The sequence below is a fragment of the Shewanella indica genome, assembly GCF_033842865.1.
In the GTDB taxonomy this organism is placed as follows: domain Bacteria; phylum Pseudomonadota; class Gammaproteobacteria; order Enterobacterales; family Shewanellaceae; genus Shewanella; species Shewanella indica.
Genome location: NZ_JAWXXR010000001.1, coordinates 231,797 through 258,079, shown reverse-complemented (window position 1 = coordinate 258,079; position 26,283 = coordinate 231,797). Strand labels below are relative to the sequence as shown.

Annotated in this window: 24 protein-coding genes, 1 tRNA gene and 1 pseudogene; 15 read left to right on the top strand and 11 right to left on the bottom strand. The window is 50.5% G+C overall.

Features of this window, described 5'->3' with window-relative positions; genetic code table 11:
- The first annotated feature begins 78 nt into the window (after positions 1-78).
- From SIL79_RS01200 to grxB, 3 genes are read left to right on the top strand one after another with little or no spacing between them, the layout of a single operon-like run.
- The gene (locus SIL79_RS01200) at positions 79-1,140 is read left to right on the top strand and encodes a DUF2804 domain-containing protein (RefSeq protein ID WP_319618914.1); all 1,062 of its coding nucleotides are present in this window, start codon (positions 79-81) and stop codon (positions 1,138-1,140) included.
- A gap of 21 nt (positions 1,141-1,161) precedes the next feature.
- A complete protein-coding gene (locus SIL79_RS01195; protein ID WP_052248094.1) occupies positions 1,162-2,082 on the top strand; it encodes a sterol desaturase family protein in 921 nt (306 codons plus the stop codon).
- Positions 2,082-2,732, top strand: a complete 651-nt coding sequence (gene grxB / locus SIL79_RS01190) for a glutaredoxin 2 (protein ID WP_071475480.1) — start codon at positions 2,082-2,084, stop codon at positions 2,730-2,732. The genes SIL79_RS01195 and grxB overlap by 1 nt, the downstream gene beginning before the upstream one ends.
- Before the next feature lie 142 nt (positions 2,733-2,874).
- Here grxB and SIL79_RS01185 read toward each other — a convergent pair whose 3' ends face one another.
- Entirely contained in the window at positions 2,875-4,257 is a 1,383-nt protein-coding gene (locus tag SIL79_RS01185) for a DUF3300 domain-containing protein (protein WP_319618913.1), read from the bottom strand.
- 361 nt (positions 4,258-4,618) lie between these two features.
- Between SIL79_RS01185 and SIL79_RS01180 the strand changes: the two genes are divergently transcribed.
- Complete coding sequence (locus SIL79_RS01180) at positions 4,619-5,113, top strand: Dps family protein (RefSeq protein WP_039034276.1); 495 nt, start codon at positions 4,619-4,621, stop codon at positions 5,111-5,113.
- Positions 5,114-5,333: 220 nt separating this feature from the next.
- Here the strand turns inward: SIL79_RS01180 and SIL79_RS01175 are convergent, their stop codons facing one another.
- Positions 5,334-6,794 (bottom strand): aminoacyl-histidine dipeptidase, encoded by a 1,461-nt coding sequence (locus tag SIL79_RS01175; protein ID WP_319618912.1) that lies wholly within the window; start codon positions 6,792-6,794, stop codon positions 5,334-5,336.
- 211 nt (positions 6,795-7,005) lie between these two features.
- Here SIL79_RS01175 and SIL79_RS01170 point away from each other — a divergent pair, with 211 nt between their 5' ends.
- From SIL79_RS01170 to SIL79_RS01150, 5 genes and pseudogenes are all read left to right on the top strand, one after another.
- Complete coding sequence (locus SIL79_RS01170) at positions 7,006-8,532, top strand: M17 family metallopeptidase (protein WP_319618911.1); 1,527 nt, start codon at positions 7,006-7,008, stop codon at positions 8,530-8,532.
- Between the two features lie 1,206 nt (positions 8,533-9,738).
- Positions 9,739-11,031, top strand: a complete 1,293-nt coding sequence (locus SIL79_RS01165; RefSeq protein ID WP_039034273.1) for an NCS2 family permease — start codon at positions 9,739-9,741, stop codon at positions 11,029-11,031.
- Between the two features lie 188 nt (positions 11,032-11,219).
- Positions 11,220-11,654: pseudogene (gene tnpA, locus SIL79_RS01160) on the top strand (IS200/IS605 family transposase).
- Positions 11,655-11,830: 176 nt separating this feature from the next.
- Positions 11,831-12,949: a glutamate 5-kinase gene (gene proB, locus SIL79_RS01155; protein WP_039034272.1), complete on the top strand. Its 1,119-nt coding sequence runs from the start codon at positions 11,831-11,833 to the stop codon at positions 12,947-12,949.
- The gene (locus SIL79_RS01150) at positions 12,946-14,205 is read left to right on the top strand and encodes a glutamate-5-semialdehyde dehydrogenase (protein ID WP_234501085.1); all 1,260 of its coding nucleotides are present in this window, start codon (positions 12,946-12,948) and stop codon (positions 14,203-14,205) included. Before proB ends, SIL79_RS01150 begins: the two co-directional genes overlap by 4 nt.
- An 83-nt stretch (positions 14,206-14,288) precedes the next feature.
- Here SIL79_RS01150 and ybaK read toward each other — a convergent pair whose 3' ends face one another.
- The gene (gene ybaK, locus SIL79_RS01145) at positions 14,289-14,762 is read right to left on the bottom strand and encodes a Cys-tRNA(Pro) deacylase (protein WP_319618910.1); all 474 of its coding nucleotides are present in this window, start codon (positions 14,760-14,762) and stop codon (positions 14,289-14,291) included.
- 394 nt (positions 14,763-15,156) lie between these two features.
- Positions 15,157-15,450, bottom strand: coding sequence for a DUF3144 domain-containing protein (locus SIL79_RS01140; protein WP_025009906.1), 294 nt, complete (start codon positions 15,448-15,450; stop codon positions 15,157-15,159).
- A gap of 961 nt (positions 15,451-16,411) precedes the next feature.
- Here SIL79_RS01140 and SIL79_RS01135 point away from each other — a divergent pair.
- From SIL79_RS01135 to SIL79_RS01115, 5 genes are all read left to right on the top strand, one after another.
- On the top strand, positions 16,412-16,798 hold the full coding sequence (locus tag SIL79_RS01135; RefSeq protein WP_319618909.1) for a hypothetical protein: 387 nt from the start codon (positions 16,412-16,414) through the stop codon (positions 16,796-16,798).
- Between the two features lie 170 nt (positions 16,799-16,968).
- The gene (locus tag SIL79_RS01130) at positions 16,969-17,226 is read left to right on the top strand and encodes a hypothetical protein (RefSeq protein ID WP_071476914.1); all 258 of its coding nucleotides are present in this window, start codon (positions 16,969-16,971) and stop codon (positions 17,224-17,226) included.
- A 70-nt stretch (positions 17,227-17,296) separates the two neighbouring features.
- The gene (locus tag SIL79_RS01125; protein WP_071476913.1) at positions 17,297-17,695 is read left to right on the top strand and encodes an SMI1/KNR4 family protein; all 399 of its coding nucleotides are present in this window, start codon (positions 17,297-17,299) and stop codon (positions 17,693-17,695) included.
- Positions 17,696-17,796: 101 nt separating this feature from the next.
- Entirely contained in the window at positions 17,797-18,177 is a 381-nt protein-coding gene (locus tag SIL79_RS01120; protein ID WP_319618908.1) for a hypothetical protein, read from the top strand.
- 397 nt (positions 18,178-18,574) lie between these two features.
- A complete protein-coding gene (locus SIL79_RS01115) occupies positions 18,575-18,973 on the top strand; it encodes a hypothetical protein (protein WP_234501083.1) in 399 nt (132 codons plus the stop codon).
- 138 nt (positions 18,974-19,111) lie between these two features.
- Here SIL79_RS01115 and SIL79_RS01110 read toward each other — a convergent pair whose 3' ends face one another.
- The 7 genes from SIL79_RS01110 to rpsU all read right to left on the bottom strand — a co-directional run bounded on the left by SIL79_RS01110 (position 19,112) and on the right by rpsU (position 25,068).
- Positions 19,112-19,771, bottom strand: a complete 660-nt coding sequence (locus SIL79_RS01110; protein WP_039036190.1) for a hypothetical protein — start codon at positions 19,769-19,771, stop codon at positions 19,112-19,114.
- A 12-nt stretch (positions 19,772-19,783) separates the two neighbouring features.
- Positions 19,784-20,155: a hypothetical protein gene (locus SIL79_RS01105; protein WP_052248318.1), complete on the bottom strand. Its 372-nt coding sequence runs from the start codon at positions 20,153-20,155 to the stop codon at positions 19,784-19,786.
- Between the two features lie 201 nt (positions 20,156-20,356).
- Positions 20,357-20,433 (bottom strand) — tRNA-Ile (locus tag SIL79_RS01100).
- A 180-nt stretch (positions 20,434-20,613) separates the two neighbouring features.
- On the bottom strand, positions 20,614-22,461 hold the full coding sequence (gene rpoD, locus SIL79_RS01095; RefSeq protein ID WP_101094736.1) for an RNA polymerase sigma factor RpoD: 1,848 nt from the start codon (positions 22,459-22,461) through the stop codon (positions 20,614-20,616).
- A 133-nt stretch (positions 22,462-22,594) separates the two neighbouring features.
- Positions 22,595-24,322: a DNA primase gene (dnaG, locus tag SIL79_RS01090; protein ID WP_039034928.1), complete on the bottom strand. Its 1,728-nt coding sequence runs from the start codon at positions 24,320-24,322 to the stop codon at positions 22,595-22,597.
- Between the two features lie 80 nt (positions 24,323-24,402).
- Positions 24,403-24,846 carry a GatB/YqeY domain-containing protein gene (locus tag SIL79_RS01085; protein WP_071476911.1) on the bottom strand — a complete coding sequence of 148 codons (444 nt, stop codon included), beginning with the start codon at positions 24,844-24,846 and terminating at the stop codon, positions 24,403-24,405.
- Positions 24,847-24,852: 6 nt separating this feature from the next.
- Complete coding sequence (gene rpsU, locus SIL79_RS01080; protein ID WP_006080725.1) at positions 24,853-25,068, bottom strand: 30S ribosomal protein S21; 216 nt, start codon at positions 25,066-25,068, stop codon at positions 24,853-24,855.
- Between the two features lie 196 nt (positions 25,069-25,264).
- On the opposite strand from rpsU, the gene tsaD reads away from it, so the two are divergent.
- Entirely contained in the window at positions 25,265-26,281 is a 1,017-nt protein-coding gene (tsaD, locus tag SIL79_RS01075) for a tRNA (adenosine(37)-N6)-threonylcarbamoyltransferase complex transferase subunit TsaD (RefSeq protein WP_039034926.1), read from the top strand.
- Positions 26,282-26,283: the final 2 nt, after the last annotated feature.

The following is a 26,283-nucleotide window of genomic DNA, read 5'->3' as shown; positions in this document are numbered from 1 at the left end:
TTGTAACATTCAAGGCTTCAATCTCCGACGGCGACAGGGTAGAGTCAAGTTATTGCTCTAAAAACAGCTGTTGGGAATATGTTGGAATTGAAATCCGGGCCTTTGCCGACGACTCAATCCGGGGTTGCTACCCAGGCGGCGCCTGACTCTTTGATAGATGTTCACGGCCGGCCCCTGTTTGGGCATTTCGACGGCCCGCCGAAAAGCCTGGGATTGGCAGACTTTCAGCTGTTCAATGAGATGGACCGCAGGGTTTCACGCCTGAAACAGCGCTGCAGTTATAAGCAGTTTGAGTTTATTGGCCTTAATAGCCCCAGATGGATGCTGGGCGTTGCCTTGGCGGATATCGCCTATCTTGGCAGTGGTTTCTGTTATCTGTTTGATTTGCAGAGTCGTCGCATGTATCAGCAGAATCTGCTGCGGCCACCCGCTGGTTTTAACCTGAGCCGTTCGCCATGGCAGGGGGAGAGCCGTATGGGCGGTATTCACTTTCGGCGTGAGCAGGGACAATGGCAACTGAGTCTGGATCTTAAACTACAGGGAATGCCACTTGAGGGGGAACTGACCTTGACTCCCGAACCGCTCAGCTTGCCGATGGCGCTTTGCAGTCCAACCGGTTACAACGGTTGGACCTATACCCAAAAACACAATGCCCTCAAGGTCTCCGGCCAGTTGTCCTTTAATCATGAACCCCAGCCGCTACTGCATGCCAGAGCCGGTTATGACTTTTCCGCAGGCTTTATGCGCCGGGAAACCAGTTGGCGCTGGGCCTCTATCAATGCTGATATTGATGGCAAGGGGTTGGGGATAAACTTGGCGGCCGGAGTCAACGAGACCGGCTCTTGTGAAAACGTGCTCTGGGTTGATGGTGCCAGGCATTTGCTGTCGCCGGTGCATTTTGAGTTTGACCGCAGGGCAGCATCCGGCGGCCAATGGCGAGTTTGGTCTGAGCGCGGTGACCTGGAGTTGACATTTTCGCCCTTGGGGTGCCGCAGCGAAAGGCTCAACCTTGGGCTGCTTAAAAGCAATTTTCGCCAGTATACCGGGCTGTTTTCCGGTTGGGTCAAAGACTCCCGGGGCCAGCGCCATGAGCTGGTGCAGCAGAGCGGCCTGACAGAAGATCACTTTGCCAAATGGTGAGTTGGAATAAAAGGAATAAAAATGGATTTCAATTTACTTATTTCACATCCTGAATGGCTGCTGCTGGTATTGGCGCCGCTGTTCTTCATCTGTATGGCATTGGAGTGGTTTTTCGGTGACCGCCTCAGACGTTTACCCGAGAATGCCCGCTATCGGCCGGCGGAGGTTTTCTGTAACTTTGTGCTGGCAGGCATGCACCAGGGCGCCGATATTCTCACAGGGTTACTGCTGGCCAAACTTTATTTGTGGTTATTCGGCTGGCGTTTGTTCGACATTGAGATGAATGGCTGGACCTTTCTACTGCTGATGCTGGGGCAGGACTTTTGCTATTACTGGTTCCACCGGGCCAGCCACAGGTGCCGCTGGATGTGGGCCGCCCATGTAGTACACCACAGCTCGGAAAACATGAATTTTTCCACCGCCTTTCGTCAGAGCCTGATGTACCCATTGGCGGGCATGTGGCTGTTTTGGTTGCCCTTGGTGATCATAGGCTTCGACCCCAACTGGGTGGTATTTGTGGTGCTGCTTAATCTGGGACTGCAATTTTTTGTCCATACCCAGGCCATCAAACGTCTTGGGCCCTTGGAGTGGATATTCAACACTCCGTCCCACCACAGGGTGCACCACGGCCGTAATCCTCAGTACATAGATAAGAACTACGCCGGGGTGTTGATCATTTGGGATAGATTATTCGGCAGCTTCGAGCCGGAGCGGGAAACCGTGCGCTATGGTATTACCAAACCGGTGAACAGCTTTAATCCTGTGACAGTCACTTTTGCCGAATGGCGCGATATGTTGGCGGAAGTGAGCCGCCCCGGGCTTAGTTTCAGGCAACGTTGGCGTTTGCTGTTTGCACCGCCGGCCAGTCAGGAGTTGCCCAGCTCTGGCCTCGGAGGATATGCTGATGGCCCTGACAGTTCCAAGGAAGCTAAGGAGTACTGATGAAGCTTTTTGTGTTTGACCATTGTCCCTATTGCGTCAAGGCTATGATGCTGGTGGGGCTTAAGGCGTTGCCGGTGGAGCGGGTCTATCTGCAAAACCATGATGTGGAGTCCAGAATAGCTATGGTCGGCGCCAATATGGTACCCATTTTACAAAAAGCCGATGGCAGCTTCATGGCCGAGAGCCTGGATATCGTCAGTTATCTGGATAATCTGGATGGTAAGCCGGTCATTACTCTTGCCAGCCAGGCCGATGCTGTCAGCCAATGGCAGGAGGCATCCGGTTATTTCAGCAGTCGCTTGCTCTATCCCCGCAATGTGTTGCTCGGCCTGCCTGAATTTGGCTGCCAAGAGGCGATTGCCTGGTTTACCCAAAACAAGAGCGCCATGATAGAGATGTCTTTCGAAAAAGCGCTTGCGCAAACGGCCGATTTTCTTGAGGGCCTGGCTAAGTGTTGGCCTCTGCTCGACTGGCTGCTATTGCCGTCGGAGCGGGGCAATAAGTTGAGTATTGATGATATCAACCTGTTCCCCGGTCTGAGAAACCTGACCATGGTCAAGGGGCTGGTATTCCCGGCCAGAGTGCGCGCCTATATCGAAGAGGTGGCGGCGCTGACTCAAATCGACTTGTACGACGACAGAGCCGTCTGAGCGGCTTTATCTGAGTCATACAACTACACCCAAAAAAAGACAGGCCAGTGCTGGACCTGTCTTTTTCATTCGTTTTCACTTTAGGGCAAGTGCTACTTTTAACCCGGCTTTTTCAACTCAGCTTTTTCAGCACTCTCTTTGTTCAACGCTCTCTTTGTTGATGCACTGAGCGTTGTCTGTGCTCCTGAGCACGGCGGGGCTGGCGTCGCTCAGCCTGATGGCGCTGTGGCTGAGCTCGCTGCTGATGCTGCACCTTCGATTGACTATGAGGCTGATAGTGTCTCTGAGGCTGATGTTGTTTATCTGCCTGTTGCCGGCGCTTTTCAGCTTGTCTATGAGTAGTGTTAGTGTGCTGGTTTGAGGCCTGTTGCAACTGTCTGTCTCTGGCCTGATGTTTAACCCGCATCGTTTTGTCGGCGGCGTTGGCACTGTTATTGGTACTCCTATATGACGGCTGCTGTGACAGCTGGCGAACTTTTTGGGGCTCGCCCTTATGCATCTTCTCCCTCTTGTCAGCGGCGCGCCATTCACGGCTATTGTGCTCTCTGCGCTGCTTTAACTCTCGCTGCAACTGCTTTTGTTGCTTGTTTCTGTCCTGATGCAGCCTCTGGCTATGGTTGAAGCTGCGGGCCTGGGATTCATAACGCTTGTGCGGCTTGTTGTATACCGCCTTGTTGTAGCGTTGTTGCAACCCAGGGTGACGATAATGGGCGCCACGTCTGTGGTGCGGGTTATGGCTCCAGCGCTGGGCTCCCTGGCTATAGGCCAGTCTCGGCCGGTAGTGATTATAGTGTTTGTGGCGATAATCGACCCAGACCACTCTGTCATGCCAATGAAAGGCGCTGAAGAAGAAGTTAAATGAAATGCTGACCCCGGCACTGCGCCAGTAAAAAGGACTGGAGTGGTAGCGTACATATCCGGGGAAAGGGTCCCAATAGATAGGCGGATAGCTGCTCCAGTGCCAGTGGCCATAGACACGGCGACTGTCGTAGTAAGGGACATAGATAATTTCGGTGCGGGTCGGTGCTATCACTATCTGGCGCTTGTCGCGTCTGGCGTTGAGGTTACCCAGGTCATTTAATGAGTCGGCATCCCAGGCGGCTTGTCTCAGGGTTTGAATCCCATCCATCACCCGGCCTTCATCGGCGATAAAGGCTTCGCCCAAACGGGCGGTCCAGTCCAGATCTGTGCTCATCTTGTTCAACACTTCCGGAAAGGCGATAAGCGCCATCACACTGGGATCCCAATCCTGGTTCTCGGCTTCGGCCATCAGGCGTTCATTGCTCCAATGGCTGCGCTGTTTGCGCCAGCGCTGTGCCTGCACCAGTTCCAGTGGATAGGTTGAGGCGATTAGCATATGGGTCAACAAGGTGTCCGGATAGAGAGCGATAGGGGAGAGCAGTTGCATCAGCTCGGGATCCCGGATATCACTGCCGGATTCGGCGGCCTGCAGCGCCGTAGTTGGCAGGCCAAACAGACACAGGATAAGTACACTGTGCTGCAGCCAGATTTTCAGCTTGTTCATGGTTGCCTCCTTTAGGCCGATATGGTTACCTGCCTGGCAAGTGAGCTAACTGAGGCCTTGCGATGCAATTCCCCATCAGTGGCTTCAGGATAAGTCGCCTTTGATGAACATAAGCTGAAGGTTTTGGGGGGGCTAAATATTATCCAGCGAATGGACAAAAGATTTTGTCTTTTTCTGGTTCAGCCCCTGGTTGTGAGTGGTTTTATCAAAACAGTCATTTAGATAGCCATTGGGAAGCTCTAACTGGACAAACTGTGTAGTAGATCACAGTTTATGGGGGCGCAAGCCTCCACCCTGTTATAGCTATTTATCTTTAGTCGCCATTGAGTGCGACTATCGCCAACAAGCAAAAGGAGTGTATATGGCAACCAAGAAAGTCAAGGCACCCACTATAGATATAGGCATCAATGATGCAGATCGTAAAAAAATTGTCGCGGGGCTTTCTGCACTGCTGGCCGACAGTTATACCCTGTATCTGATGACCCATAATTTCCATTGGAACGTCAAAGGCCCACAGTTCAACAGCCTGCATCAGATGTTTATGGATCAATACACAGAGCAGTGGAATGCGCTGGATGAAATTGCCGAGCGGATCCGCGCCCTGGGGTATCCGGCGCCCGGGACTTATAAAGAGTTTGTTCGCCTGGCATCCATCAAGGAAGTGGAAGGTGTGCCCTCTGCCAATGAGATGATATTACATCTGGTTGAAGCCCAGGAGGCCACGGCCCGCACCGCCAGAGATCTGTTCCCCGTTATCGACAAGGCCAATGACCAGCCGAGCGCCGATCTGCTGACCCGCAGGCTGGAAGTCCACGAAAAGACTGCCTGGATGTTGCGTAGCTTGCTGGAGGAATAGCCTAAACGCTAGGCGCTACGCATCAAAAAGCCGCCCCGGAGTGCTCCGGTGCGGCTTTTTTTTTATGCCTTTATTGAAGTGGCATTTGTGTTGGCAAGGTTCGCTTACCCCAATCACATAGTTTGCCCATGTTGATGGAGAGCCACTCACTTGTCGCCTGGCTGCCACGCCAAGTCGTTTGGCGCTATCTATTCAAGGCTTAAGTGCCTTAATCAAGGTATCAGGCCTTTTCGGGAATACGTTCCAGTACCGCCAACAGCAGCTGCCAGTATTGGCCCACTGTGGTGATATTCACCATTTCATCCGGGCTGTGGGGGAAGCGTATGGTGGGGCCGATAGACACCATATCCATGGCCGGATAGGGCTCCTTGAACAGGCCACATTCCAAACCGGCATGGATCACCATGATCACCGGCTCTTTATGGTAGATGTCCTGATAGGTGTCGCGCACAATCGCCATTACAGGAGACTGGCTGTCTGGCTTCCAGCCTGGGTAGGCGCCGGAAAGATCAATCTCGGCACCGGCCAGGTTGGCCAGGGCGATCAGCATGCCTTCAACCTGGTTGCGACCAGAGTCAATTAAGGAGCGGATCAGGCACAGGAGTTTGACGTCCTGTTCGCTGGTATTGATCACCCCGAGGTTGAGTGAGGTCTCGGTCACGCCTTCAATCTCGTCACTCATCCGCATGACACCGTTGGGGCAGGCATGCAGCAGATCGATAAGAGTGTTCTGACTCTGCTCGCTCATCACCTTGGCAGGCAGCGGCACTTCGGTGAGAGTCAGGCAAGCGGCCGGATCGGCAACTGCCAGCTCTTCTCTAAGCAGCGCCTGGAAAGCCGCGACGGCTTCGCTCAACGCTGTGGCTTGTTCGGCCGGTACCAGAATAGTGGCACTGGCTTCACGGGGAATGGCGTTACGCAGCGAACCGCCGTTGAATTCGGCCAGTTCCAGCTGCAGGCTTTCGCTGTGTTCAAACAGGAAACGGGCCAGCAGCTTGTTGGCATTACCGCGTCCCAGGTGAATATTTACTCCCGAGTGGCCACCCTTGAGTCCGGAGAGCGTCAGGTTGAATGCCTGGAAACCCTCGCCTGTGGCTTCCCAGACCATTGGCAGGGCGATCTCGGCATCCACGCCACCGGCGCAGCCCATGTAGATTTCGCCTTCCTGCTCTGAATCTGTGTTGATCAGGATTTCACCGCGAAGCATACCGGCTTCCAGGCCAAAGGCTCCTGTCATACCCGCTTCTTCATCTATGGTCAGCAGCACTTCCAGCGGCCCGTGGGGAATATCGTCACTGCCGAGAATGGCCAGCGCCGATGCCATGCCTATGCCGTTATCGGCACCCAGAGTCGTGCCCTGGGCCTTGACCCAGTCGCCATCAATCCAGGGCTGGATCGGATCTTTGACGAAGTCATGCTCTTTATCGGCATTTTTCTGCGGCACCATATCTATATGGGCCTGGATCACCACGGGTTTGCGGTTTTCCATCCCGGGAGTGGCATCTTTGCGAATAATCAGGTTACCGACTTTATCTTCGATAACTTCAAGCTGACGGTCTTTGGCCCAGCTCTGAATATACTGGCTGAGCGCGGCTTCATGCTTGGATGGGTGAGGAATGGCACAGATTTGTTCAAACCACTGCCATAGCGGCTGAGGTTGCAATTGGCTGAGACTGGACACAGCAAACTCCTGATCTTTTCGTCTGGTTGGCGGGCTTGGAACGGGCCAAGCGCGAGTTGTCACCAGTCTATCACACAGCGGCGTAAGGGCGCAGAACCCAGTTGGGACAATTGTTTATTTGTGGCAGCGAAACTTGCCAGCCAGATAATGGTAATCCGGCGCCGGAAAGGGAATAATGCTGGGCGCCAATAAAAAATAATTAGGATGGGTCATGGTTGAATTTATTGATGTTACTGACCAGGATGCAATTTTCAGTGAGGCAGGCTGGGATGCATTGCTGGTGGTCAGCGCCGATGTGACGGCGTGTCCAATCGAAGAGGTGGTGATACTGGCCTCCCACGGAGCTCAAGTCGACAAACGGGTGGGCAAGAGCCCGACCCTGTTGTTTGCACCCGGGCTTGCCGGTGGCCGCTTGATTATCGCCCCGGTCGCGCCGCTTGGCGATTATGACGATGTGCGCGCCTTTGCCAATGCTGCCAGGGCAGGTATCGCCATCGCCCGAGACGCAGGAGCTAAAAGGCCGCTGCTGTGGGTCGATAAGCCTGTATCCTTGGGCGATGAATACGCCAAGGCCGATCTGGTTGCGGCGTTGGCAATGGCGCAGGAACTATGGCAACCATTGGAAGCCCGGGAAGCGGGCACCACCCTTGACAGCATAGAAGCTATAGGGGTGCTGAACGGCGCCGATGCCGACATGCTCAATGCCATTGAAGCCGGCCGCAACCTTGCCAGAGATCTTTGCGGCACTGAGCCCGAGCGCATGGGCGCCCCTGCCTTTGCTGATTACTGCCTCAATGCCTTCAAAGATTCAGGGCTGTCGCTGCAGGTCGTGGAAGACAGAGACATTCTGGAGCGGGACTATCCCTTGCTGAGTGCCGTGGCGCGAGCCTCTTTTGCCGTGGCCAGACATCAGCCCAGAGTCGTTAAATTGGAGTACCGCGGCGAAGGTGACATCCAGCACAGTTATTTCTTTGCCGGTAAGGGTGTGGTGTATGACACAGGCGGCGCCGATCTTAAAGTGGGCGGCGCCATGGCCGGTATGAGCCGTGACAAGGGCGGCGCGGCTGCCGTGGCCGGTTTGATGAAGACCTTGTCATTACTCAAGCCCAAAGGCATTCGCGTGGTGGCCGAACTGGGGCTGGTACGCAACAGCATAGGCAGCGAAGCCTTTGTCACGGACGAAATCATCACAGCCCATTCGGGTGTCAGGGTCAGGATCGGTAATACCGATGCCGAAGGGCGCTTGGTGCTGGCCGACTTGCTGTCCCATCTGCGTTTAAAGGCGCAGGGCAGTGCGGCGCCCGAGCTGTTCTCTGTGGCAACCCTGACCGGCCATGTGGTGCGAGCCTATGGATCTTACAGCGCGATAGTAGCCAACGCCGTTGCCGAGCAACAGGCATTGCCCAAGCGGTTGCAAGCCAGCGCCGAGCGTTACGGTGAGGGGCTGGAGCTGTCCCGTTTGCGTAAGGAAGATTTTGCCAAGGTGCGTGATGTTTCCGGTGCCTCAGAGCTACTTTCTTCCAATAATGCGCCCTCATCGGTTACCGCCAGAGGGCACCAGTATCCGGCGGCCTTCCTGCTAAAGGCTTCCGGATTGGCACAACACGGGGTAAAAGACGCTCAGCCTATGGCCTATAGTCATCTGGATATTGCCGGCAGTGCCACAGAAGGTGACCCCCTCTATGGCAAACCTACGGCGGCGCCGCTGCTTGGGTTGTTTGCCTATATGACTGAGTAAGCCCTCAACGCCTCCCGGTCGATGTCGTCGGCCGGGTTATCCCTGTACTCTGTCCGTTGGCTTTTGTTCATTTGGCGACCGCTATATTGGCATTACCTAGCCCCGACATTTGCTAGGCGCTATCTTGTCTAAGTTCTCCACTGCAAGCGGTTGGGTCAGAGCTGATTTGAAGCTGTTTGAATCGTCATCCACTACGAACCCTGAAAACAACAGAAAACTTTCAGACGGATTTTTAGCCAATCCTGTAACCGGGTGATCTAATTCACCTTAACTGGTCTTACCTCTTTGAGATCACGCTTTTACCTCCGTTGGGAGACTAACATTTGGGCGCTGACTGACAGTCAATTACAGCGTTAGATTTTACTTAATCTGAATGAAGTTGGTTTGGTTTGTTTTGCTATTATTTCTTTAAAATCAAGTGGTAGTATTTTTTCTTCATTGTGTTTCGAAGTGTATCATTAAGTGCCATGGGTAAATCTTGTGTAACGTTTATGTAATTGGCTTACATTTTTAGGCGTGTTTTAAATTTTCAGCCTTGATACTTGTAATAAAATTACAAATGGCTATAATAGCTCTCGTTGGTTAGGCAAGCGCCTTCCACCTCTAGTCAATCCAGGATGGATAACTATCTCCAGGGAAATGAGTGACAAGTTGTCTCCACGGATATGAGAACCTCTAGTTCCAGGGAACCGAGCCAAGCTTCACTAGAGTATTTATTTCACAACTTTGTTAGGAGTATCGGCTATGTCTTACACAGGCAAAAACAACCTAGTTTATTGGAGCAACACCTGGTTTGATTGTCAGGTTTTGCGCGGCGGCATGTTCGCCATGAGTTTTAAGGGCTGACTACCCCTTTAAGTAGTTCCATCATCCATCAACCTTTGTTCACCACTTTGTGGTGTATTTAGACTCAAGTTGCAATAGAGGTTTTGCTTCTGTTGCCAGGTGTTACCCGCTAGCGCGGTAGACTCTTTCCCTTTTGGGTGCTTGATACATGTCTTGGCCTGCTCTTTGAGCAGGCTTTTTTTTGTTCGCAGCAAAATGTGAATAAATTGTGAGCTGGTGGGCAATTAATGGATACCACAGGCCGACTAAGTACTCTGGTGCTGGTCTGAACAGCGCAAACTCCCTATAATCTGCCGCCGATGACCTCGTTAAAGAAGTGTCACAAACCTCCCTACACTCAAATTCAAGGAACCTGGTTCCATGTTGGAAAAACTGTTCAAGTTAAAACAAAACAAAACCTCTCTGAAGCAGGAAGCTGTGGCGGGTCTAACCACCTTTCTGACCATGGCTTACATCATCTTCGTTAACCCCTCAATGCTGGCTGATGCCGGTATGGATCAGGGCGCAGTCTTTGTGGCGACCTGTATCGCGGCGGCGATAGGTTGTCTGGTCATGGGGCTTTTGGCCAACTATCCCATCGCCCTGGCGCCGGGAATGGGTCTCAACGCCTTTTTTACCTATACAGTTGTGGGTGAAATGGGTTACAGCTGGGAAACCGCGCTTGGCGCCGTATTCCTCTCCGGGATCTGCTTTATGATCCTCTCCCTGGTACGAATTCGGGAATGGGTGGTCAACTCTATTCCTATGTCGCTGCGCCTCGGTATTGCCGCAGGTATCGGCTTGTTTTTGGCGCTCATTGGCCTCAAGAGTGCCGGTATTGTGGTTGCCAATCCGGCGACTCTGGTAAGTATGGGGGATATCACCGCATTTCCGGCACTGATGTCGGTATTGGGGTTCTTCTTGATTATCGCTTTTGTTCAGCGTGGATATAAGGCGGCGGTGATCCTCAGCATTCTGGCCATCACTCTGCTAGGGCTGGCCTTTGGTGATGTGCAATATAGTGGCCTGGTATCCATGCCGCCCTCCATTGCGCCTACCTTTATGAAGATGGATCTCTCCGGCATGCTGGAGATCAGCATGATTTCCGTAGTGTTCGCCTTTTTATTTGTGGATTTGTTCGATACCTCTGGCACCTTGGTGGCCGTGGCGCAGCGTGGTGGTTTCCTGGATGACAAGGGGCGCCTGCCAAGACTCAATCGCGCCCTGACCGCCGACAGCGCTGCCACTATTGCCGGGGCCATGCTGGGTACTTCGACCACCACAAGTTATGTCGAGAGTACCTCAGGCGTCAGCGCCGGTGGCCGTACCGGCTTGACCGCCGTCGTGGTCGGGCTGCTGTTTTTGGCTTCACTCTTTATCTCGCCGCTGGCCGGTATGGTGCCTGCTTATGCAACCGCGGGCACCCTCTTTTATGTGGCGATTCTGATGATGTCTGGCCTGGTGCATGTGGAGTGGGAAGATTTGACCGAAGCCGCCCCTGTGGTGGTGGTCTGCCTGCTGATGCCATTGACCTTCTCAATAGCCACGGGGATCGCCTTTGGCTTTATCGCCTTTGCGGCGATTAAACTTCTCTGCGGCCGTTTTCGCGATCTCAATGCCGGGGTGGTGGCACTGGCGCTGCTGTTTATTCTCAAGTTTGCCTACGGCGGTTAAGGCTAAAGCGCGAGCATCTGCTTTATAAACTGCATTTATTAAGGGTCATACTTGGTATGGCCCTTTTTGTTTTCAGCCCCTAAACCACCTACTTCAGTAGGTGGTTATCATCAATTTAGGCTTGGCCTGTAAAGGCTACCCATGCTAATTGCTCTTTTGATTTTTAGCGAAGTCAAAGGACAAAAAGCATGAGTAGATACGAGCAAGCATCGCATGTGTATTGGCGATGTCAATATCATATAGTTTGGACTCCAAAGTACCGTTTTAGGATTCTCAAAAACAAAGTAGGTAAGGAGGTTTACCGCTGTATTCACGTTTACAGTGAGTAACTTGGGTGCAAAGTAGTAGAGTTAAATGTTCAGGTAGACCATGTTCATTTAGTTATAAAAGTTCCGCCAAAGTTATCGATATCAAGACTGATGGGAGCGCTCAAAGGCAAAATAGCACTAAAACTATTTAGTAAATATCCATACTTGAGGAAGAACAAAATGTGGGGTAACCATTTTTGGCAGCGAGGATACTTTGTCGATACGGTTGGAATAAATGAAGAGATAATAAGGCGTTATGTCCGGCATCAAGAGAAAGAAGAAAAGCAGGAGCAAACTCAGTTAACGCTGGAGTAAACAACGCCCCCTTTGAGGGGGCATATACAAAGCCACCTTCTTCAGAAGGTGGATTCTTTACATGAGATATCGCAATAAATAACGATTTTGTCCGCTTGAATGCCGACTGCCGCTAGGAATCCGGCGACGGATTGGGTATAAGATTTATCCCCGACTTTTTTAAGTAAATACAAGTGATGAACTTGAGTGACACACGCTACCGCCGGGTAGTGGTAAAACTGGGTACCAGTGTGCTTACCTCCGGCAGCAAGCGCCTGGACAAGGCCCATATGGTCGAGCTGGCCAGGCAGATGGCGACCTTAATGCGCGCCGGTATCGAAGTGGTTTTGTGTACTTCCGGCGCCATTGCCGCCGGGCGCGAGCACCTGATGTATCCGGAGTTGCCGGATACCATGGCCAACAAACAGTTGCTCGCGGCCGTGGGCCAGAGCCAGTTGATCCTGGCCTGGGCTCAGTTGTTCAGTATTTATGGTCTGCACGTGGGGCAGTTGCTGCTGACCCGGGCGGATCTGCACGATCGCGAGCGCTATCTCAACGCCAGAGATACCCTGAATGCGCTGCTGAAACAGAATATTATCCCCATCATCAATGAAAACGACGCCGTTGCCACCAATGAGATCAAGGTAGGGGACAACGACAACCTGTCTGCCCGCGCAGCGCTTTTGTGCGATGCCGACTTGCTGATCCTGCTGACAGACCAAAAAGGCTTGTTCGATGCCGATCCGCGCCATAATCCCAATGCTCATCTGATCAGCGAAGTGGTCAATATCGATGACAGCCTGCGGCAACTGGCCGGCGGCTCGGTTTCCGGTTTGGGTACCGGCGGCATGGCTACCAAGCTGGAGGCGGCCGACATAGCTCGCCGCGCCGGTATCGAGGTGGTTATCGCCTCGGGCCATCATCCGGACGCCATAGAAAAAATCGTTGCCGGCGAGTCAGTGGGGACTCACTTCTGCGCCATCGAAACCCCGCTGGAGAGCCGCAAACAGTGGATCCTTGCCGGACCCAAGGCCAAGGGGAAACTGACTTTGGATGAAGGCGCGGTGCGGGCGGTAACCGAAAAGGGCCGCAGTCTGCTGTCCAAGGGGATTATTGCTGTCGAGGGCGAGTTTGAACGTGGCGCCACGGTGCAACTATTGGATCCCAAGGGCCGTAAACTGGCGCGGGGGATCTGTCGCTACAGCGCCGTGGCCCTCAAACGTATCGCGGGCCAGCATTCAGATAACATTGAATCCTTGCTCGGCTATGACTATGGTGATGCAATAGTGCACCGCAACGACATGGTGGTTTTATGACAGCTGAATATCTGCAACAACTGGGGCAAAAGGCCAAGGAAGCCAGCTTTGCCCTGGCCAATCTTTCCGGCACCGCCAAGCAGCAATTGCTGCACAATATCGTTGCCGCTCTCAAGGCCGATGAAGCGGCTATTCTCGCGGCCAATGAGCAGGATGTCGCCGCGGCCAAAGAGGCCGGTCTCAACGCGGCCATGATAGACAGACTGCTGCTGGATAAGTCGCGCTTGGCCGGAGTGATAGCCGATATCGACAATGTGATTGCCCTTGCCGACCCCATTGGCCGCGAGTATGACAGCCGGGTGTTGGATAACGGCTTGCGCCTGTGTCGCCGCGCCGTGCCACTGGGGGTGATAGGCGTTATCTATGAGGCCAGGCCCAATGTGACTGTGGATATCGCCGTGCTGGCCCTTAAAACCGGTAATGCGGTGATCCTCCGTGGCGGCAAGGAAACCCTGAAATCCAACCTGGCGCTGGCCAAGGCGATTCGCCAGGGCGTTAAAGCCAGTGGCTTGCCGGAAGATGCGGTGCAGCTTATAGATAACCCGGATCGTACCCTGGTTACCGGCCTGCTCAAGCTGGATCAATATGTGGATATGATAGTGCCCCGCGGCGGCGACAAGCTGCAGCGGCTCTGCGCCGAGCAGGCAACTATCCCGGTTATTCTCGGCGGTATCGGCATCTGCCATCTCTATCTGGATAAGGCGGCCGATCTGGAGAAGGGCATTCCTGTCATCCTCAATGCCAAGGTGCAGCGGCCAACCGTATGTAACGCCCTGGATACTCTGTTGGTGCACAAGCAGATAGCCAAGGAGGCATTGCCCAAGGTGGCCAAGGCCTTAGTCGATGCCGGAGTTAAGCTGGTAGGCTGCCCTGAGACTGTGGCGATTCTTGGGGCTGAGCAAGTGGCCGCCGCCAGCGAGGATAGCTTTGCTACCGAGTGGTTATCCCTCAATCTGGGGATCCGGGTGGTCGATGATATCCAGCAGGCCATAGGTCATATTCGCCGCTATTCCAGCGGTCACTCCGAGGCTATCCTCACGGATGATATCATCGCCGCTACCGAGTTTATGAACCAGGTGAATTCGGCAGCGGTTTATCTCAATGCCAGCACCCGTTTCACCGATGGCGGCCAGTTTGGCCTGGGCGCCGAGGTGGCTGTCAGTACTCAGAAACTGCATGCCAGAGGCCCCATGGGGTTGGAAGCACTGACCACCTACAAGTGGTTGGGTGTCGGTGATTACACCGCCAGAAGTTAGTGTTTACTTCTTGTAAAAGGTATTCAGAGCCACATATAACAAAGCCCCGCAGTTGCGGGGCTTTTGCTTTGGCCGCTTACGATTCAGCTCTTAATCGCCGCAAAACTGCCGCGGCAGAGCTTGGCCAAGTCCTCTGCGGCAAGACAGATCTCCAGCCCACGGCGACCGGCGCTGACATAGATGCTGTCAAACTCCCGGGCGCTGGCATCTATCACTGTGGGTAACTGCTTTTTCTGCCCCAGAGGGCTGATGCCACCCACCAGATAGCCGGATGAACGCTGCGCCAATTGCGGATTGGCCATCACCAACTTCTTGGCTTTAATCGCCTTGGCAACGCATTTCAAGCTAAGTTGATGATTCACCGGCACCAGGGCCACCGCCAGTGGCGGTGACTTTTCATCGCTGCTGACCAGTAGAGTCTTGAATACCCTGTTGGGATCCAGTCCAAGCGCACTGGCGGCCTCTTCGCCGTAGGAAGGGGCATTCTTGTCATGGTGATATTCGTGAACGGTAAAAGAGATCCCCGCCTTGGTGGCGAGATCGATTGCGGGTGTCACAAGTGTCTCCTTAGGTTGTAGCGTGAGCAGAGTTTCATATCGCGTTTTAATCCGGATATCTGTTGCGCCAAAACCTGTCTAACTATCAAAACAGGTGTCATAGCATAAGCCTCAAGCCTTTCAGGGTCGAGACAGCGGGTCACTCTTTTAAGACTCAGTTTAGGAGCAAGACCACAAAGCGGCATAAAAGCTTAAGTATTAACTCAAGCAATTGTCTGGAAAATAGCTTAGACATGAGCCCAGATATCAGCGGCTACTGATTATCTGAGTTAGGGGCTAATCCGAGGCTGGTAAAATCGATAGGCCAGGGAAGGGCTTTAAACATGAGTTAACCCATTTTTCCAAAATAAAACGCCCGGCATCTGGCCGGGCATTTTGAAAGACTATGGCGGCTTTACTTCTGCGTTGCGCGGTAGTGGTCGAAATTCTCGATATAGTCGTCCATCGAGCCTTCGAGCATCTCCTTGTAGCGCTCCATATAGTAATCCATCATCTCTTGCTTCTTCGACTGCATCTGCTCCTTGGTGGCAAAACCGGTAGAGCCGAACCAGGCATTGTAACGAGCCAGGGCATACATGAAAGAGGCACTGACTTCACCGGTCTGGACTTCAGTATTCTGGTTCTGTTTGTTAGCCAACTCGATGAGTTCACTGGCACGCTGAAAAAACGCCTTATCTGTATCAGACATCTGAGATTCCTGTTTAAAGCCGAGAGCTTGCCTCTCGTTGTTAGGGTTAACTTACCCTAGAGTGTTTTGCTGCAAACTGCTGTAATCCGCTTCACATTCCTGATTGCTAAAGCTAAACAAGCATGAGTTGAATCGCAAAAGAGAGCAACTAACTTCCCAAATAGCCAATCATTTAGGTGCCCTAGGCTAAGGAAGGTGCGACCAAGTCCCTTATGTGCTCTGGGTCGGCAGACAGACCTGTTTGTTGTGCTTTTCCCTTTTTTCGCTTTTACTTAATTTCTTCCGATTGGCGATTGTTTCGCTCACCCAATCTGGTTATTGTAGATACAATTCAACCGCTTATTTTAGGCTTTTTCTCTTAACGGCAAGCGATTATAACTCCTGGTGTAGTAGGCCATATAGGGAATATTGTCTTGACACAGTTCCAGGGCTGCTCTCGGCGGTTTTGGGGTATCTTCAGGGACGAAGTCAGTTTCGTATCCGTGCGGTAGCTATGCTTGCAGCAAAATGCTCCGCAAAAGCGCGCCTGTTATCGACGGTTTTCGCGTTAATCTGCTGGTGAAATTGAAAACATCAATAAAGTCATAATGATATACGTATTCCTAGTGGATAATAGCTTTGGAAACCGCGTATGCTTACCCTACAGCTGTTAGTAGGTTTGAATTGGGTCATGAGGTATTCTGAGCTTGTTGCTGATAGCGAAGCAGTCTTGTTTGAACTAGCAGAGTTAACTGGTATCGCATACGAAAAAGGAGAGTTTGCGGCGTTTAAAGCGCCCAACTTCTGCCCGGTGTTAACACGTCTTCGCCGAGCTCAAAGGAAAAATGGATATCTAACAATAGTTGAACACTAGATTTTGACCAAAGAATGCTCAAGTACCAAACAATGTTTGAGCGAAAAATAAACTTTTAGTGGGTTGCTAGATTTTTTTGATGCCTTAATTGGGAAAAGGAGTTTCTTGATGAATGAACTGGCCAATGAACTAGAAAGCAAAGGGTACAATATCAAGATTCAAGGTAATACGATAATTATTCATTTAGGAGGCTTAACCAACCCGGTATCGGTTACCTATGATTGGGCAAAAGGCCGATATGATGTTGGTACTAGAGATTTACCTCTCGGTATCATCTACACGTTTCTATTTTCTATTTCTCTTTACGGAGCCTTAGTTTCCATCAGTTTTGTGAATGTTTTTCTGATTGCAGTCAGTGCTTTCGGGGTTACCTCTTTGATCATCACAGAATTGAGGGTTAGTCCATTGAGGTATTTTATAGCTCAAAAAAACGGGATGAAAAGCAAGGGAAAAACAAGTAAACCCAAGCTTAAAAACGTGGACAATGAATCCTAGGTAGAGGTTAGCACGACTGAAATAAGTTCGATTTCATCAAAGCTCTACAACTCAAGGCTCTCTTTCGATTTCAAAGAGCTTAAATCATATAGCGCTGCTTGGATGCAGACAGAAAGAAGATTAATTTGTCATTCTATAATGGATAGCTTGATTTTTGTTAAAGAGACCAAATGGTAGATTTCAGTATTTCACAAATAGGCGCACTGATCCTGCACCGGAATTTTAAGCTTTCAAACTTACTAGAATCAAAAATAATGGGAGCACCATCAAATGCAGATATCTGGCATTTGCGTTGCAGAAAAGAGGAGCTGCTAACGCTTCAGAAAGCATTGGCAGAAAGGCTCAAGCAAAATGAACAAAACTCTTCTCTAAGCTTGGATCTAGAAGAAATTGATGAAATATGTAAAAAAAACACAATAATAGGCTAATTAGTATTGCCCATTCTGGGCTTAACCTCGCTACGATTAGCTGTTGTCGGCGTGACGCATAAAGGACGATATGGAATACGTAAACAAACCACCGGGAGTAAGTAGAGAATCGATTAGAGAGCTTGAAGGGGCTTTTGGTGTGAGCTTACCAAGTGAGTTTTATGATTGGTGGCAGAACAGTAATGGGGCGGACATCTTTTTTGGTTTTAAAGAGCTGCAATTTTTCTCAATCATAGAAATACTCGGTGAGGATATATACGAGTTAAAGAAATATATGCCTAACTCAATACCTATTTGTATGGATGGAAATGGTAATATTTGCGTAGCAAAAATTGAACAGCGAGAAATTTCTGGCTATTACATCGCTAATTGTGGTGATTTAGGCTGGGACGAGGCCAAATTTGTTGCTAAATCTCTTGTTGAACTGATAAATGATCAAGTTTCGCCGGAGAGTAGATTAAATGTTTAAGAACTGGCTGTGGCATTAAGTTTGAATCGCAACGCGTCATTTATTTTGTTCGGTAAAATTGTTTGCATTGCTTAGATGTTGTTTTTTGAAGGGGAGTAATTGTGATATTACCAAGTTATTATGCGGAATGGCTCAATAGTATTGATACGGCTGAAGCTGTCTGTTACAGAGGGAGTGAGTTCTATTTGTTCCCGGAGAGTGAGCTTATTGATGAAATCACGATAGATAAAAACACTGTCAACACCTTTAATCAGCTTTATGTCTTCATCAAAACTCAATTGGAAGTTTCCGGTAGTTCTCCTTTAACCATTGAACAATGCAGATCTTGTATTACGATCGGAACGGATAATGGCAATCCAGTTTTTATCGATCTAATGCGTGATTCAGAATTGTTCTGCTATTACCTTGATGGTGGTTATATTGAAGCGAAAGGTGGTAATTTGCTTAGCTTAACAATGGAAGCGATAATTGATGATATATGAAGTTTAGAGATATTGGCTCTTTTGGTTGGTTTGGTCAGTTTAAGGTGTGGTAAGGGTTTCAGCGGTATTTAGCTATCCAGAATATGAAGTGATGTTATGGCTGAGTTATTCCTAATTTGTTGCTGTAATGGTTAGGCAGTACAAAACAACCAAAATTACCAACTTTAAAGCCCCTAAGTCGGACGCCATATGTGCAGCTATTGCGACCTGTGTCAATGAGGGAAGTCTGACTTACATTTTGGGCTCACCACCGCGCTATCGTTTGCAAAGATGAGTAATACTTGGACATCATACATGCCGTAAAAATAATGTTTAAATGTAACTTCATAAATAAATTTTATAGTTATTAAAAATAATCAATGAGTTGGAACTCGACCAACTATCAAGGACGAAAATAATGAACAGACGTTTTATTTTTTCTGCATGCCTACTAACGCTCGCAAGTTGTGCAACTACTCCATCGGCAGATATTCAAGCTAAACGGGCGCAACTTGAGGCGACAACACCAGTTTGTATTGATGAAAAAGACTGCAAAGCTAAGTGGGAAGCCGCTCAGCTTTGGATTGTACGTAATGCTGGATTCAAGCTACAAATAGTCACCGATGTCCTTCTGCAAACTTATAATGCGACTGGTGGAAGCCCGTCATTAGCGGTTCAAGCGACCAAAGAACCTATTGGCGGTGGCAAGTATAAAATTTTGGTTTCCATATCTTGCGATAATGTATTCGGTTGCGTACCTAATCAGTGGGATGCAGCATTATCTTTTAATCGAACAGTCAGTGCCGTAACGCCTTGAGTTTGTAAGCTTAATTGGGCTGCAATTCACCAACATCGCTGGTGGACTTTTCCGACATCATTAGCAGATCGTTTTCTGACATCGCTAAAGGAGTTTTTGGACACCTTTAGGATGAGTTTTCTTACTCTATAAAAAGGGCTACCTTTGCTTGGCAAGTTTGGCTGTTAGTTTCGCTATTCGCTTTTCGTAATCATCAGTCCACCCTTGCTGTAATGCATTCTTGGCCAGTTCAAGTGCACCTTTAAGATCGCCTTCTTTTTCAAGAATGATAGCAAGTTGTTTGTAACCTGTATGTGAAGGCAGAATTTGAGGCTCATCATAATAGGGATGAGTCATACCCGTTAATTTATGAAGCCGTTTTAATTCTTTCGGTTTTTCGGGATAACGAAATTTTTTGACTAATTTACTGGAAATAGATATCTGCAATAAGCAAAACTCTTTGGCCTTTTCATAATGAGCTTGGTCATTTCGCAAACGGTAATGATATTTAATTAAACCAGCTAGAGCTAAGTGAATATCTATGTAATTTCGCTTAGTCTGGCTAAGAGCCTCTTTTACCGCTTGCTCGGTTTTGTTCCAGATGATGTCTTTCGCGGCATCCTTTGCCACACACGCTAAGACGTCCAGTAGGCAGCACTTACCCGTTTCACCATAGGATTTGCCGATTGGCGAGTAGAGAAATGGTGTGCCTGAAGGGTAACCCATCGGCTGATAGTCTCTGGCTATCTGAGCGCGTTGTGCAGGCATTAACGCCGTGTTCCACCATTCCTTTAGGTCGTAATAGTCCAATATGTCCATACAGTCACTTGATTACTTTATTGAGCTTTGAGTGTTGATAGTCATATTTGTTGGCGCGTGGGTTTCTGCGAAGTTCACTACCACACCATTTCTAAGCAAAATATCAAGTGTGTGAGTCGTGAAGTCGGATGTGGTTTTCATGGTAAACGCTTGGGCAGATGCGCTGCCCTCTGTGTAACTGTAAATCCACTTTACGTCTGTTTCGTTGATGACAGCTTTTACTTGTGGCTGACCAAAGAGGTTAACTAAATCTGCTTCTGCCGTTTTGCCCTTTGCTATCTTTGCCACCTGCTCGGAACTGAAATTGGTTCCTACGTTCATGTTAGATGTGTAGGTGCAAGCCGATAGCGTTATTAACGCTGTAAATATCCCTATAATTTTCATGTTAGTCCTTAGATGTACAGTTTAGGAATTGCCACCACTTCAAAAGCGGTTACATGCATACTCTTTGACCGATACTTTATTGGGGAGGTTTGGGGAAGGCAACAAGATATTTTCTAATGCGAGTTTGAACGCTACAGCACCCAACGCCACAGAAACAACAAAGGCTTAGCTAAATTGAGTTAGCTAAGCCTTCGAAAAATATGGTGGCCCCTCCCAGACTCGAACTGGGGACCTAACGATTATGAGTCGTGTGCTCTAACCAACTGAGCTAAGGGGCCGGCTTAAGGCAATCGTCATCACCAGAAGCGGGAGAGAGTATACGAAGTTTAATTGCGCTTGTCACCCGTGTTTTGCGCATTATTGATGCTATTGCTTTCAAGTGGTTATCTGTTAATCAGACTTGAGTCTTAAAGGCAATAAAAAACCCCGCGATGCGGGGTTTTTGTACAAAAGCTTGTTTACTCGTCCAGGAAGGACTTGAGGATTTCCGAGCGGCTCGGGTGACGCAGCTTACGCAGTGCCTTGGCCTCAATCTGACGAATACGTTCACGGGTAACGTCGAATTGCTTGCCCACTTCTTCCAGGGTGTGGTCAGTGTTCATGTCGATACCAAAACGCATTCTGAGAACCTTGGCTTCACGGGCTGTCAGGCCAGCCAGCACCTCATGAGTGGCGCTCTTGAGGCTTTCGCTGGTGGCGCTGTCCAGTGGCAGCTCGAGGGTTGTATCCTCGATGAAATCCCCCAGATGCGAATCTTCGTCGTCCCCGATAGGGGTCTCCATGGAGATAGGCTCTTTGGCGATTTTCAGCACTTTGCGGATCTTGTCTTCCGGCATCATCATCCGCTCGGCAAGTTCTTCCGGAGAAGGCTCGCGTCCCATTTCCTGCAGCATCTGCCGCGAGATACGGTTGAGCTTGTTGATAGTCTCTATCATGTGTACCGGGATACGTATGGTACGGGCCTGGTCCGCGATGGAGCGGGTAATGGCCTGACGGATCCACCAGGTAGCATAGGTAGAAAACTTATAGCCACGACGGTATTCAAACTTGTCTACTGCCTTCATCAGACCTATGTTGCCTTCCTGGATCAGATCCAGGAACTGCAGGCCACGGTTGGTGTATTTCTTGGCGATAGAAATAACCAGACGTAAGTTGGCTTCAACCATTTCCTTCTTGGCACGGCGAGCCTTGGCTTCACCTATGCTCATGCGGCGGTTGATGTCTTTGATTGAGGCGATAGACAGACCCGTTTCGGCTTCGATGGCTTCCAGCTTGGCGCGGCAACGCAGCACGTCTTCCTCGACCATTTTCAGGCCTTCGGCGTATGGCTTGCCGGAGTTCATCTCAGCGTTGAACCAGCTGATGTCGGTTTCGTTGCCGGTGAAGAGCTTAACAAAGTTCTTCTTCGGCATTTTGGCCTGTTCAACACAAAGTTTGAGGATCAGGCGTTCCTGAACCCGCACTTTGTCCATCATGCTGCGCATGCTCTTGACCAGACGGTCAAACTGCTTGGGCACCAGACGGAATTCTTTAAAAATTTCGCCGATGTGGAACAGAGCCGCGACTGACTCGGGGTGATCGCGTCCCTTGAGTTCGATGAGCTTCAGTGAGTTTTCATAGACGGCACGTAGTTGGCCGAAACGCTCACGGGCTTCTTCCGGATCCGGGCCTTTTGAGCCTTCATCTTCGGAGTCGCTGTCGTCATCTTCGTCATCGTCGTCCATATCATCTTCATCATCCAGGTCTTCATCGGATAACTCTGAGCCAATATGGGTGGCGCTTGGGCCTACATTGTCTTCATCGGGATTGACAAATCCAGAGATAATGTCGGACAGGCGGATCTCTTCGGCCTCGAACTGATCAAACTGTTCGAGGATCATGGCGATTGCCTGTGGGTACTCGGCGACTGAGCTCTGTACCGTGTTGATGCCTTCTTCGATACGCTTGGCGATCTGAATTTCGCCTTCGCGGGTCAGCAGTTCCACTGTGCCCATTTCACGCATATACATACGCACTGGGTCTGTGGTGCGGCCCAGCTCGCTCTCGACTGAGGCCAGAGCTGCTGCGGCTTCTTCGGCGGCATCTTCATCCGTGCTGTCTTCCGACATCATAATGTCATCGACATCCGGTGCTTCTTCAAACACTCGGATACCCATGTCATTTATCATCTGGATAATATCTTCGATCTGGTCAGAATCGACCATATCTGCAGGCAAGTGGTCATTCACTTCTGCATAGGTTAGGTAACCTTGCTCTTTGCCTTTGGCGAGCAACAGTTTAAGTTGCGACTGCGGAGTTTGATCCATAGATATCATCCAAGTTGGGTAACTGTTACAACGATGGGCAGCGGCCTTGGGCTCTTGCCGCACAAATCGTCAATTATAGCCATGTGCGCATCCCTGTGCTAGTCCGGCGACCGGACCCATAAATTGAGAGAGCTTATTGGCAGCTTTTCATCGCTGCGATTAGCTTCTTAAGCTGTATTTTCTCTTCTTTAGTATGGGTCTGTTTCAGACTTAATTCCTGGTAACGTTGCTCAATGTATTGATTGTTCAGCCATACCAGGGATTTTTTGAACTCTTGCTCCAGGTTTTCATCCGCCACTTGATGCTCCCATTGGGCTAGTTTTCTCAGGGCGGAAAATTCGTCCGTATCCCTGAATTGCTCAAGTAGTTGTGCGCTGTTCATCTTCTGGGCGCGAGTCAAATCCAGTAATTCGACCAGCAAGTCTATGCCGGCCATCTGCAAATGCTTAAGAGCCGGTTGGGGGATCAAATTCAGCCCCAACTGTGGGTGTTGTACCAGCAAGGCGACGGCGAGTCGCAGCGGGGTACCCCGGCCCTTAAGCGCTTTATGCCGGGCAGAAGCCACCCCTTGGGGGCTCTTGAATCCCAGCTTCTTCTTCAGATCATCTGCGCTGTTCATGCCGAGCCTGTGTGACAGGTCTTCGAGCAATAGATTTTGCAGCACAGTATCTTGAATCTTTTCAATCAGAGCTATGGCCTGTTTCGCCAAGTTGCCCTTGTCTGTCCCGTATTTAGTGGTCAGGGTATCGAACAGAAACCCTGTCAGTGTTTGCGCTTCATCTATCAATGCCTCGAAGGCTTCTTTGCCTGTCTTACGCACCATGGAGTCGGGATCTTCCCCCTGGGGCAAAAACATAAAGCGCACTGTATCGCCGGGCTTAAGCAGTGGCAGGGCGGTTTCCAGTGCGCGCCAGGCTGCTTCTTTTCCGGCGTTGTCACCGTCATAACAGCAAACCACTTCTTTGGCGCTGCGCAGCAACAACTGAAATTGTTCGGCTGTGGTCGAAGTCCCCAGGGAGGCTACTGCATAATCGACCCCAAATTGAGCCAGCGCCACCACGTCCATATAACCTTCGACAATCAGCACTTGTCGGGGTTCTCTGTGAGCCTGCTTCAGTTCATAAAGACCGTAAAGCTCGTTACCCTTATGAAATATGGGCGTTTCCGGAGAATTCAAGTACTTGGGGGTACCATCTCCCAATACCCGGCCACCAAAGGCAATCACCCGGCCGCGTCTATCGCGGATCGGGAACATCAGTCTGTCACGGAAGCGGTCATAACGCTTACCGTTGTCGTTGCTGATAATCATCCCCGCAGTCAACAGTTTGTCCTGCGACTCCTGTTGTGAGCGGTAGCGACTCAGCAAGCCATCCCAGCCGTCGGGGGCAAAGCCTATGCCGAAGCGCTCGACCACCTGGTCTGATAATCCACGAAAGGCCAGATAGTCCAACACCTTCTGTTTGTCCTGGTGTTGTCTGAGCTGGCTTTGGTAATACCTGTTAGCCTCTTCCATCAACTGATAGAGATCGCGGCTGAGCCCTTCGTCACGACGACGATTGGGGTTATTCTCCCGCGGTACTTCCAGCCCCAGTTGGCTTGCCAGCTCCTCAATGGCATCGAGAAACTCGAGACGGTCATACTCCATGATGAAGTCGATGGCATTGCCATGGGCACCACAGCCGAAGCAATGGTAAAACTGTTTATCTCTGCTAACGGTGAAAGAGGGTGATTTTTCGCTGTGGAAAGGGCAACAGGCAGAATAATTCTTACCCGCTTTTTTAAGGGGTACTTTGTGATCGATTAGATCAACTATGTCTGTGCGAGCAATCAGCTCATTGATAAAATCACGAGGTATAGCCATCAGACTGAGTCATGCACCCTTGACCGATGTAAACAAACAAGCCGCGCAGATGCACGGCTTGTTCATACGTGGAAACCCGCTTATTGCAGTTTGGCACGGATCTGGGCACTAATTGCACCCATGTCTGCACGACCCTGAACTTTGGATTTCAACGCTCCCATTACTTTGCCCATATCCGCCATAGTGTTGGCGCCGCTATCTTGGATAGCCGCATCAATCAGCGCAGCGATTTCGCTTTCGCTCAGAGGCTGTGGCAGGAAAGTTTCAATAACTTGAATCTCTGCTGCTTCGACTTCTGCCAACTCCGGACGACCCGCTGCCTCATATTGGGCAATGGCATCACGGCGTTGTTTCACCATTTTGGTCAAGACAGCTATTATCTGCTCATCATTCAGAGTTTCGCGGGTATCCACTTCAATCTGTTTGATGGCAGCTAATGCCATACGAATCGTACCCAGGCGGACCTTCTCTTTGGCCACCAAGGCTTGTTTCATCTGGTCTTTCAGCTTATCTATCAGGCTCATAAGGAATTAGTATAAACGTACGCGACGTGCGTTTTCGCGAGAAAGCTTCTTGGCCAGACGCTTAACTGCAGCAGCTTTTGCACGCTTACGAGCAGTAGTTGGCTTCTCGTAGAATTCACGAGCACGCACGTCGGCCAGGATACCGGCTTTTTCACAAGAGCGCTTGAAACGACGTAGAGCTACGTCGAATGGTTCGTTTTCACGTACTTTAATAATTGGCATACGCCATCACCCCTTAGGTGTAAGTTTGTATTGAGTCAATCACTTGACCCAAGTGGATTTAAAATGGTGCGGAATTTTAAACCGACAGGCACTGAATGTAAAGTCCCTAAAGTAAATTCACTTTAGCCTACAACTGGAGAAATCTCCTGGTTAGGGGTAGAATTGGCGCCCCTTTTCAGGTGGAAAGATTTCATAGATGCGGGTTTTAGGTATTGAGACATCCTGTGATGAAACAGGAATAGCGGTTTACGACGAAGAGCAGGGGCTGTTATCCCATGCACTTTACAGTCAGGTCAAGTTGCATGCCGACTACGGTGGTGTGGTGCCTGAGCTGGCATCAAGGGATCATGTGCGTAAAATAGTGCCACTGATCCGTGAAGCACTGGCCAAGGCCGATACCCGTATCGAAGATCTCGACGGTATTGCTTACACCAAGGGGCCGGGCCTTATAGGTGCGCTTTTGGTGGGGGCTTGCGTTGGTCGCTCCCTGGCATTTGCCTGGAATAAACCCGCTGTTGGTGTCCACCATATGGAAGGGCATCTGCTGGCGCCCATGTTGGAAGAGGATGCACCTGAGTTTCCCTTTGTGGCGCTCTTGGTTTCCGGTGGTCACTCCATGCTGGTGAAAGTAGAAGGCATAGGCAGCTATGAAGTCTTGGGTGAATCCATAGATGATGCGGCCGGTGAAGCCTTCGACAAGACAGCTAAACTGATGGGGCTGGATTATCCTGGAGGCCCAAGATTGGCTAAACTCGCCGCCAAAGGGGAAAAGTCCGGTTATAAGTTTCCCCGACCTATGACTGACAGGCCGGGTTTGGATTTTAGTTTCTCAGGACTGAAAACCTACGCAGCCAATACCATAGCCGCCGAACCGGATGATGAGCAGACCCGTGCCAATATCGCCAGGGCATTCGAAGAAGCCGTGGTCGATACCATGGTTATCAAGTGCCGCCGCGCATTGGAGCAAACCGGCTTTAAGCGCTTGGTTATTGCCGGTGGTGTCAGTGCCAATACCCGTCTGAGAAGCTCACTGGCCGAGTTGATGCAAAGTCGTGGCGGCAAGGTTTTCTATCCCAGAGGCGAGTTCTGCACAGATAACGGCGCCATGATAGCCTACGCAGGCTTGCAGCGCCTCAAGGCCGGCGAGCGTGAGACGTTGGCGGTGAAAGGGCAGCCGCGTTGGCCGCTGGATACCCTGGAGGCGATTTCCTGAAG